The 8,367-nt window shown below is 69.0% G+C and carries 6 protein-coding genes and 1 pseudogene; 4 read left to right on the top strand and 3 right to left on the bottom strand.

Annotated features, from left to right (window positions below; all coding sequences use genetic code 11):
• The first annotated feature begins 413 nt into the window (after positions 1–413).
• Positions 414–2,924: a Helicase associated domain protein gene (locus tag ACFYW9_RS29625; protein WP_389156533.1), complete on the top strand. Its 2,511-nt coding sequence runs from the start codon at positions 414–416 to the stop codon at positions 2,922–2,924.
• Between the two features lie 134 nt (positions 2,925–3,058).
• Here ACFYW9_RS29625 and ACFYW9_RS29620 read toward each other — a convergent pair whose 3' ends face one another.
• The gene (locus ACFYW9_RS29620) at positions 3,059–3,511 is read right to left on the bottom strand and encodes a DUF6188 family protein (protein WP_389156530.1); all 453 of its coding nucleotides are present in this window, start codon (positions 3,509–3,511) and stop codon (positions 3,059–3,061) included.
• Between the two features lie 246 nt (positions 3,512–3,757).
• On the opposite strand from ACFYW9_RS29620, the gene ACFYW9_RS29615 reads away from it, so the two are divergent.
• Positions 3,758–5,128 (top strand): Fic family protein, encoded by a 1,371-nt coding sequence (locus tag ACFYW9_RS29615; RefSeq protein WP_389156527.1) that lies wholly within the window; start codon positions 3,758–3,760, stop codon positions 5,126–5,128.
• Between the two features lie 276 nt (positions 5,129–5,404).
• On the opposite strand, the gene ACFYW9_RS29610 is transcribed toward ACFYW9_RS29615, so the two are convergent.
• Positions 5,405–6,679 (bottom strand): PQQ-binding-like beta-propeller repeat protein, encoded by a 1,275-nt coding sequence (locus ACFYW9_RS29610; RefSeq protein WP_389156524.1) that lies wholly within the window; start codon positions 6,677–6,679, stop codon positions 5,405–5,407.
• 104 nt (positions 6,680–6,783) lie between these two features.
• On the opposite strand from ACFYW9_RS29610, the pseudogene ACFYW9_RS29605 reads away from it, so the two are divergent.
• Positions 6,784–6,912, top strand: a pseudogene (locus ACFYW9_RS29605) (IS5/IS1182 family transposase); the annotation flags it as partial.
• A gap of 221 nt (positions 6,913–7,133) precedes the next feature.
• Here ACFYW9_RS29605 and ACFYW9_RS29600 read toward each other — a convergent pair.
• On the bottom strand, positions 7,134–7,313 hold the full coding sequence (locus ACFYW9_RS29600; protein WP_389156521.1) for a hypothetical protein: 180 nt from the start codon (positions 7,311–7,313) through the stop codon (positions 7,134–7,136).
• Between the two features lie 167 nt (positions 7,314–7,480).
• On the opposite strand from ACFYW9_RS29600, the gene ACFYW9_RS29595 reads away from it, so the two are divergent.
• The gene (locus ACFYW9_RS29595; RefSeq protein ID WP_389156518.1) at positions 7,481–8,122 is read left to right on the top strand and encodes a uridine kinase; all 642 of its coding nucleotides are present in this window, start codon (positions 7,481–7,483) and stop codon (positions 8,120–8,122) included.
• Positions 8,123–8,367: the final 245 nt, after the last annotated feature.

The raw sequence follows: 8,367 nt of genomic DNA, 5'->3' as shown, positions 1-8,367 counted from the left end.
TACGCTCCCCCGCGCTCCGCGCGGTATGGCTGAACTCCGTTCCGCCGTCTGATCGCTCCGCGATCAGACGGGATCCGGCTGACGCCGGATCACACCCCTTGCCCGGCCTGCTCCGCAGTCCAGGCAAGGGAGCTGACGCACCCTCCGGGCGCGTCAGAAAAGCCGCAGCTACGGGAGCGGGGCTCTCGCGTTCCTGTAGTCGACTCCTGAGTGGTCGATCACATGTCACCATTTTCGGACATCGCGTGTGCGTCACTTTGGCTCTGCAGATAAGTTCTGGGATCCTGGATAGGTACCTCTCCAGAGGAGAGCGGGCCGAACCATGGAGAGTAGAACGGTCTCCTGGTTTCTTGTCTTCCTTTCTTGCATGACCCTCAAATTCACTCCTTCCGAGGGCGGGAGAAGAGATTCTCATGGCGATCGTAACGTTGCGTCCGCATCAGGTGGAGGCCGTTGATTCGATTCTCCAGGCTCTGTCGGATCCGCCTGGTGGCCGTATGCCCGCGGAGGGGTTGAGGGCGCAGGTCATTGCTTGTACGGGGTCTGGCAAGACTTTGATGAGTGTGGAGACCGCAATTCGCCTTTCCGCCCGCAGGACGCTGGTACTGGTGCCGACCCTGGATCTGCTGCTGCAGCAGGCTTCCGCGTGGCGGCGGGGCGGCCATAGGGGTGCCATGGTCGGGGTGTGCTCGCTGCGGGCCGAGGAGAGCGAGGGCATGCCCTGTACGACCGACCCTGCGGAACTGACCGTCTGGGTGTCGGAGTTGGAGAGCGTGACGGTGTTCGCCACCTACGCGTCGGTCGGGCTCGGGATCCTCCAGCGTGCGCATGAGGCCGGCCTGCCGGTCTGGGACCTGATGGTCCTGGACGAGGCCCACCGGGTGAGCGGTGACGCGGGTCGGCCGTGGGCGGCGGTGCATGACCAGCGGCTGATCCCGGCGGTGCGGCGGCTCTACATGACGGCGACGGCGCGTGTCTGGGAGGCGGAGGGTGACAGGCCGCGGTTGGTGGCGAGCATGGAGGAGGACTCCCCCGTGTTCGGGCCTGTGGCGTACAAGCTGCGGTTGTCGGAGGCGATCCGGCTGGGGCTGGTGGCGCCGTACCAGGTGCTGTGTCTCGACATCCGCGACCCCGACCTCTACGCCGCCTTGACGAGCGAGGACACCGGGTCCGCAGCCGTGCGCGGGGCCCGACTGGCGGCCGTCCAGGCCGGGTTGATGCGCGCAGCGGTGGAGGAGCGGTTCCGGCGTGTGCTGGCGTTTCACAGTCGGGTGGGTGAGGCGGAGGCGATGGCGGTCGGGGTGGCGGCTGTCGCGGCCCGTCTCGCCGGCGACGACCCGGGCACCTTCCCTGCTGCGGAGCGGGTGTGGGCGGACTGGCTGTACGGCGAACACGCTCCCCTCCACCGCCGCCGGGTACTGGATGAATTCGCCTCCGATTTTCTCGGAGGACCGGAATTCGAGGGGCGGGATATTCAGGCTGCATTGCGTGTTCTGTCGTCGGTTCGGGTTCTTGGGGAAGGCGTCGATACGGCTGAGTGTGATGCTGTGCTTTTCGCGGACGCGCGCGGGTCGATGATCGATATCGTGCAGATGGTCGGCCGGGCACTGCGTATGCATCCCGGGACGGGGAAACTGGCCACGCTGATCGTTCCGGTATTCCTCGGGCCGGACGAGGATCCGAACGACATGCTCACCTCAACCTCGCTCAGCACCCTCACGAAGGTCCTCGGAGCGCTGCGGGCGCACGACACGGAGACGATCGAGGCGCTCGCGGACCCGCGGATCCGCAACAGTCGTCCCGGGCTCGAACAGGACGGTGTGGAGGGCGGGTTCGAGGGTGAGGGCGGCGAGCAGGAGCGGGGCCTTGCACGGGTCAGTTCGGCCGCGGCCGGTGTGCTGCGGTTCAGTGAGGAGCGCGATCCGTTCGCGCTGACCCGGTTCATCCGGCTGCGGATCATCGACCCCGAGGGCGCTTACTGGCGTCGTGGCATCGAGGCCGCGACGCGGTGGCTGCGCGAGACCGGCCGCACGGAGCTGCGGGTGCCCTACGTTTTCGAGGCGCCGGAGGACTGGGGTGCTCTGGGCGGGTATCCGTTGGGGCGGTGGCTGGCAGACGTACGGCGCTCCTACGCGGCCGGCACGCTGGAGGCCAAGCGTGTTCTGGAGCTCGAGGCGCTCGGGATGGTGTGGTCGGCGTGGGACACCGCCTGGGCCGATGGCCTCGCCGTCGCCAAGGACTACGCGGCCGTCCACGGACACTTCCTCCCACCCACCCATGCCGTCTGGGGCGGCGGCAGCAGTAACGGCGCTCTGGCCATCGGGACCTGGGCCAAGAACCAACGCGCAGCCGCCCGCAAAACCCGTGAGAACGCCGAACGACGCGCCGCCGGGGAAACGGGTATCTCGTACGTCGGCGAGCTGTCAGAGAGCCGTATGGACGCTCTCGATGCGATCGACCCGGCGTGGTGCCCCGCTTGGAGCATCGACTGGCAACGCTGCTTCGCCCTGACGCTCGCCCACACCCGGGCCGGCGGAACCCTGCCCGCGGTGGCGGGCGAGGTGATCGTGCAGGGCGAAGACCTCGGCACCTGGACCCGCGCGCAGCGGACCGGGTGGGAGAAGCTCACGCCGGTGCAGCGGTGGCTCCTCGACAGCGTCCTCGGCCTCGAACCGCTCACGCCGCAGGAAACGGCAGCGCAGCCGGCACGACGGACGCAGGCCGACCGGTGGGCTATCCACCTTGCTGCGGCCCGCCAATACCGTGCCCGCGAAGGCCATCTGACCGTGCCCCGCAAGACGGTAGAGATCGTGGACGGCATCGAACACAAACTCGGGGCGTGGCTCGACAACACCCGACGCAGAGCCGACAAGTTGAGCCCTGAACGGCGGGCGGAACTCGATGAGCTCGGCATGCGCTGGTGAGTAGCTGATTCCCGGAGGGACGTGGCATGTGGATTGAGCCGAAGCATGTTGGTTGTCACGCGCAGGCTTGTTGTCACCAGGATCGCTGCGCGGGCGGCTGACGGCTGTCCCGTCGCACTCGAGCTGGCAGATTCTCAATGCTCGGCAGACCGACCTTGCGGATTCTCATTCGCCGCGGAGGCGGACCAGACGCCAAGGTCGCCTCCTGGCAGGGACACGAACCGCCATCCTCCAGGTCCTGTGATCTGCCACGCCTCGAACGCCGCATCGGTTGGACACGTCAGATGCGTGCCATCCTCGAACACCATCCGAAGCGTGCCGGACTTGAAGGCGACCGCAGAGACGACCTTCGTCCCGAACAGCGGGAGGGCTGCGGCCACGTCCTGAGTCTCCGGCACCAGAAGCACGTCGGGATTGGTGTGGGCCGGCCCGGACGAGAGCCGAGCAGGCGTTTCGAGTACGACTTCCCAACCTTCGTCGAGGGCCAGCGTGAGGCGGTAGTCGACAGTGATCCGAGCAACGCCCTGCCCTCGGAGATTCAAGATCCACCGGTTATCGTGTTCGACCGGTTCTGCTTCGGTGCTCATCACCCCACCATGACGCACGCCCAGCCGAGGGCGACAGACGGTCATCAGGGATTCCGCCGAAGCCACGCTTGTTGAGAATCCGGCGAGGTGTGTTCTCGCTCCACTTGGCGAACCAGCAGCTCAGGACAAGATCCAGAGACAGCTCTGATGCGATGGGAAAACGGCAGACCGCTCTGGCTGACGCTTGAGCACTTCGGTCGGTAATCCGCTTGCCCCGCAGTCGGGTGGACGTGGCAGGCTTGCGCGGTGATTGTCGAGCTGGCCCCCCGTCTTCTGACCTGGGGCGATGTGGATCCCGTCCGTCATCTCTTCGACAGCGCATCGGCTCCGCACGTGGTGCGGTCGCTCGGGCCTGCACGGAGGGTGCCCAGCCGTCCCGACATCCCCTTCGGTGACCCGGCGATGAATGCCTGGAGCTCGGGCGAGGGACGGCCCTGGGCCGACGCCATGTCGCACGCCCTCGCCGAGCGCTACGGCTCCTGGACGGTGGGCTGGCGCTGGGCGCACGACGAAGGCGATTTCGACGGAGGACCCGTTGGGAGCTGGTGCTGTCCGCGCGACTCGATCACCACGCCGCAGGAGACGATCGCCCGTGTCGTCGCAGCGCTGTGTGAGTGGCGCGAGTGGCTGGAGAGTCTCGCCGGGTGGTTCGACGCGTACCCGTTGAACCTGGCCGAGGTCGAGGATCAGCGGATCTTGTGGGAGCGTGCCGCCCGCAACCTGATCCTGCAGGTGACCGACCGGACCGGCTGCGGCAGCGGCTGGCACGGACACTGCCGTCAAGTGCTCACCTGGTTCCTCAGTCGGTGGGGCGTGGCTCCCGACCTCGCACAGGATCTGGTCGACGAGGCGATCGGCGGGCGGTTCTCGAGCTGGACCGGCCCTGACCCGGAGCTGGTCGAGGATGTCGCGGAGTGCCTCGCGCTGTCGGTGCGGCCGGACGACGGCGCACGATCCGCCAGGCCGACGCTGGATCACCTTGAGCGCTGGCTCGTGGTGCGCGAGAGCATTGCCTGGCAGGGGGTTCCGGAAGGCGGCCGGGACGAACCGGTGGTCCCGTCGCGCGATGGCGCAGCGGAGGACATACGCGCCTTCGACGGCGCCTTGGATCCCGCCCGCGCGCAAGGCCTGCTGACCGCCCTGGAAATGTTGCGGGCCGACGCGGCGCGCGGCTCCGGCCTCGACTTCGAGGTGCTGCAGCGCTGGCAGCAGCAGGTCCTGGGCACACAGCAGTCGCCGGCGTTCCGCAGTCTGCCGGCCTTCGCCAAGGGAGGCCGGGAACGGTACGGCATCGGTCCGGACACCCGGGCCCGACTCGACGCTTGTCTGGCCGAGAGCGCGCGGATCGCTGAGCGGCCCCTGCCCCTCACCGCCCGGGCCGCACGCGCCTATCTGGACGTGTGCTTCTTTCATCCCTTCGATGACGGCAACGCCCGGTCCGCTTTCCTCGTCCTCGTCTTCGTCCTCGCCCGCGAGGGTGTCGCGCTCGACGGCGTCAGTCTGCTGCGTCGCGTCACTTTCCAAGCCGATGAGCCGCAGGACGCGCTCACCCTCACGCGGTACATCGACATCCACCTCGCGGAAACCCGGCACAACACCGTCTCGGCCTCCATGTGACTGTCGCGGATCGTGGTTCGGCGCAGGAACGCATCGGCCCGGACTCGTAGGTCCGGGCCGATGCGTTCTGTGTTTTCGCGGGGTTTCTACGGGACGGGAGGAAACGCGATGGCTGCCGCCCAGGCGGTGGCGGCCGTACCGAACATCTCGGTGCTGCCCGGCAGCCCTTGGATGAAGAGGTGGGTCGCAACGGCGAAGGACCGGAACGTCGCAGGCCAGGTGGATCTTGCTGGTCCAGGGAGGCAGGGAAGAGGGGACCGTTCTTCCCTGCCGTCGTCACCAGGTCCGGTAGGCCGAGAAGGGCCGCCGGGCGCCGTCGCCCCAGCGGGCGGCGATGAACAGGTCCTTGTACCGGAACAGGCCCGTGAGCTCGGCGTTGCCGTCGTCCGTGTCGCGGGAGAAGGTGCGTTCGTCCACGGTGTCGCCCATCGCGGAGTCGTAGACGTACAGCTCGTCGTGGTTCTTCCTGGAGCGGGTCAGGACGGTCACGCGGCCTCCTCCCACGTGCAGCGCCGTGATGCTCCGCCCGGTGCCGAGGGAGTCCGAGCTCCACACCTCGTTCCCGGTCGCCAGGTCGAAGGCGACGACGCCGCCTGACGCGGCGAAGAGTTTCCCGTCGGTGACGGCGGCGTCGTCACCGATGATGTCGATCTGTCCCTGACGGCGGCCGTCCGGCTCGAAGGCGAGGTAGGCGTGTACGCCGTGCTCCTTCGGCTCCTGGACCTTCAGTACTGTCGGTTCGGCGGACAGGAAGGATACGAACGCGTCCGCGGCGATGGGTCGCCGGCCGCCCAGTGGAACGGTCCACCGCTCCTTGCCGTCGGTCGGGTCGAAGGCGGCGACCTTTGCTTCGGTGTCGCAGGCGAGGAACGCCAGGACCTGATTCGACGCGACTGCGGCCCGGCGGGGGAAACAGTCCTTCGGCACGGCCGCCTTCCAGCGCGGGGCGCCGGTTCGGAGGTCGAAGGCGCGCAGTGCCCCATCGCCGCGGAGGGCGGGCCGCGCGCCCGCGTCCGGTGCCGTGTCCCCTTCGTCACGGAGCACTGCGAGACCGGCGCCGGTAGCGACGACGTCGGCGTCGTCAGCCGGATCACCGGAGCCCGGGCCTCGGCCGGTACGCCACAGCTCGCGGCCGTCCTTCAGGTCGATCGCGGCGACGGTGGCGCAGCCCTTGCCGCTCTCGCTGAGGGCGATCAGCGCGACGGAGTCGGCGGCGGTGGTACTGGTGGCGCAGATCTCGGCCCGGCCGGGTACGGCGTACTCCCAGCGGCGCTTTCCCGTCCCGGCGTCGAAGGCGGTGACGGCGTCGAAGCGGCTGCGGACGACGGTGTCGCCGACGGCCCAGGCCGCGTTGCCGTACTTGGCAGCGGTCCGGTCGTACGGGGTGTCCCAGGCACGTTCGATCGAGTCACCCGGCATATAACCCAGTTCGGAGGCGACGCAGGAGGCGAGGCCTCCGACGAGGGCGAGCGGAACACCTATCAGGACCAACGCGGCGAGCAGCGTCCGGCCACCTCCCGGTCCCGTCCCGTCGGTCGTGCGCGTTGCCATACGGATCCCCACCCCTGGCTCGAAAAGGTTGAAACTCCGTCAGGGTAGAGGACGCATGATCATCCGTGCCGCTCGGATCGAGGGGCCCGAGCGAGGGCCAGATCCGGCCCGCCCACGTCCTGGGCGACAAGGGCCGCAGCTCGAAGGCGATCCGCACCTGCCTGCGGTGCCGCGGAATCGCTCAGCCCGTTCCCGAGCGGGCCGACCAGGTCGGTAACCGGCTCAAGCGCGGCTGCCGGCCTGCGATCGCGAAGCGCGGATGCGTAGGCGTGCGTCGGCTCGTGCCACCGAACACGGCTCATGCCTTTGAGGGTCATCCAAGCCTTTAGCCCGGGTGCCTTGATGATGTGAGGGGACGCTCGGCATGCGCTGGTGCGGCGTGAGCGCATGTCACGGCCGCACCGGATGCCCGGGGTGGCCGTGACATGTTCGGGCTGGGGAGCAGGTGCGGTGCTCAGGCGCCGGGCAGGGTGCGCAGGAGTTGGTGGAGGGCGCGGCGCAGGGTTAGGCGGCGGGCGAGGTCGGGTGCGGCGTGGGCGGTGACGACGAGGGCGGCCACGGCGGTGAACGTGTTGATCGGGCTGATCGGGCTGATCCAGCAGGACGTCAGCGGCACGCTGAAGGTCTGCGGCATCGCCGAGACCGGTGCGCAGGTCGGCCGAAGGCCGCGGCCCCGGGCCTTCGCTGCACCGGGCCGCGTTTCCCTGCTTGCCATGGGCGATCACACCGCCGTACATTCCCTGCACCCGGCTTGTCCGGCCGCTTCGTCTATCCCCTTTGAGCACATGAGGAGCGCCCGGTATGACGGGTGTAATGGCGGTCGCAGGCGGCACCGCATCCGGCAAGTCCACCCTTGCCGAAGCCCTGTCGCTGCAGTGTCCCGAGAGCGTTGCGCTGGTCCATCTGGACGACCACTACGTGCCCGCGCACGACCCCCTGAGGGGTGTGTGGACGGTCAGTGCCGACGGGCACGCCGTCCTCGACTGGAACCATCCGGGGTCGATCGACGAGGCAGCGGTGGCACACGCCATCGACGCGGCGCTGCTGCGCCCCGGCGTGCTGCTGGTGGTGGTCGAGGGCCTGTTCGCGCTGTCACTGCCGTCCGTGGTCCGGCGGGCGGCGTGGCGGGTGTATGTCGACACCCCCGACGACATACGCCTGGCCCGCAAGATCCTGCGGAAGATCGAGGTGCAGCGGCAGGACCCCCGGCTGTCCCTGCGCAACTATCTGCAGACCGGCAGGGACCGCCACGCTGCCCATGTCGCGCCCTCCCGGGCAGCGGCCGATCTGGTCGTGGACGGGACCGCGAGCGAGGCGGAGATGCTGGCGGCCGTCATGCCGCTGATCGGGCCGGCCCTCGCGCCGCCGTCCGCGGCGCCCTCGCGGGCGCGGGGGGTGCGCGGTGTGACCCGTACTCCCGGGGTCCCGGTGTTCGCGCTGTGACGTGCCCCGGGGGCACCGGCCCCGGCTAGGGGCGCCGCGTGATCACGCTTCCGGCAGCACGGTCCAAGCCCCGGCGGGCTCTCAGGTGGATCACGACCGATCCGGTTCACCTGCAGTCAGGCGAACCGTAGGGGCGACACAGTCCCCGGCGGAGGGCGAGCCGGTACCGGACGCGTCCCGGTCGCAGGACTCCCGATGGGCCGCGAACCGCACGAGGAGCGTGGTCGTGGTGAGGTAGGTGGCGT

The sequence above is a fragment of the Streptomyces sp. NPDC002698 genome (genome assembly GCF_042888945.1).
In the GTDB taxonomy this organism is placed as follows: Bacteria; Actinomycetota; Actinomycetes; order Streptomycetales; family Streptomycetaceae; genus Streptomyces.
This window is presented reverse-complemented; position numbering and strand designations above follow the sequence as displayed.

Coding starts and splice junctions, on each gene's coding strand:
- ACFYW9_RS29625 (WP_389156533.1), top strand. CDS start 414: ATGGCGATCGTAACGTTGCGTCCGCATCAGGTGGAGGCCGTTGATTCG.
- ACFYW9_RS29620 (WP_389156530.1), bottom strand. CDS start 3,511: ATGAGCACCGAAGCAGAACCGGTCGAACACGATAACCGGTGGATCTTG.
- ACFYW9_RS29610 (WP_389156524.1), bottom strand. CDS start 6,679: ATGGCAACGCGCACGACCGACGGGACGGGACCGGGAGGTGGCCGGACG.
- ACFYW9_RS29600 (WP_389156521.1), bottom strand. CDS start 7,313: ATGCCGCAGACCTTCAGCGTGCCGCTGACGTCCTGCTGGATCAGCCCG.
- ACFYW9_RS29595 (WP_389156518.1), top strand. CDS start 7,481: ATGACGGGTGTAATGGCGGTCGCAGGCGGCACCGCATCCGGCAAGTCC.